This is a genomic window from Lysobacter enzymogenes (assembly GCF_017168095.1).
Classification (GTDB): Bacteria; Pseudomonadota; Gammaproteobacteria; order Xanthomonadales; family Xanthomonadaceae; genus Lysobacter; species Lysobacter enzymogenes_D.
Window position 1 is genome coordinate 1 of sequence record NZ_LXSD01000645.1, and the last position, 324, is coordinate 324.

Here is a 324-nt window from a genome sequence, read left to right on the forward strand (position 1 = left end):
AGGCGGTGCCGTGCCAGTGGGACGGCGCGCGGCCGCCGCTGTCGCATTGCGACGACCTGCGCAGCGCCGCCTGGAGCCGGCGCGAGCCGCTGCGCCAGGCGGTGCCGGCGCCGCTGCCGGGCATCGCCGGCGGCGACGATTTCTTCCAGACCCGCACCACCACCGCGCTGCCGCTGCGTTTCGGCGACGCCACCTATGTCGCGCTGTGGAGCTCGGCCGGGCCCGCGCTCGATTACGTCGGCCTGTACCGGCCGCGGCCGGGCGGCGGGCGCGAGGCGGTGTGCCTGATCCGGCGCGCGGCGGGCGCGCGCTGACGGCGGCCTC

The 324-nt window shown here is 78.7% G+C and carries 1 protein-coding gene; it reads left to right on the plus strand.

Annotation, left to right across the window (positions count from 1 at the left end; translation table 11 throughout):
* Positions 1 to 314, plus strand: a 314-nt coding sequence (locus A7A76_RS24765; protein ID WP_206413818.1) for a hypothetical protein, incomplete at its 5' end; no start/stop codon positions are given.
* Between the last annotated feature and the right edge of the window lie 10 nt (positions 315 to 324).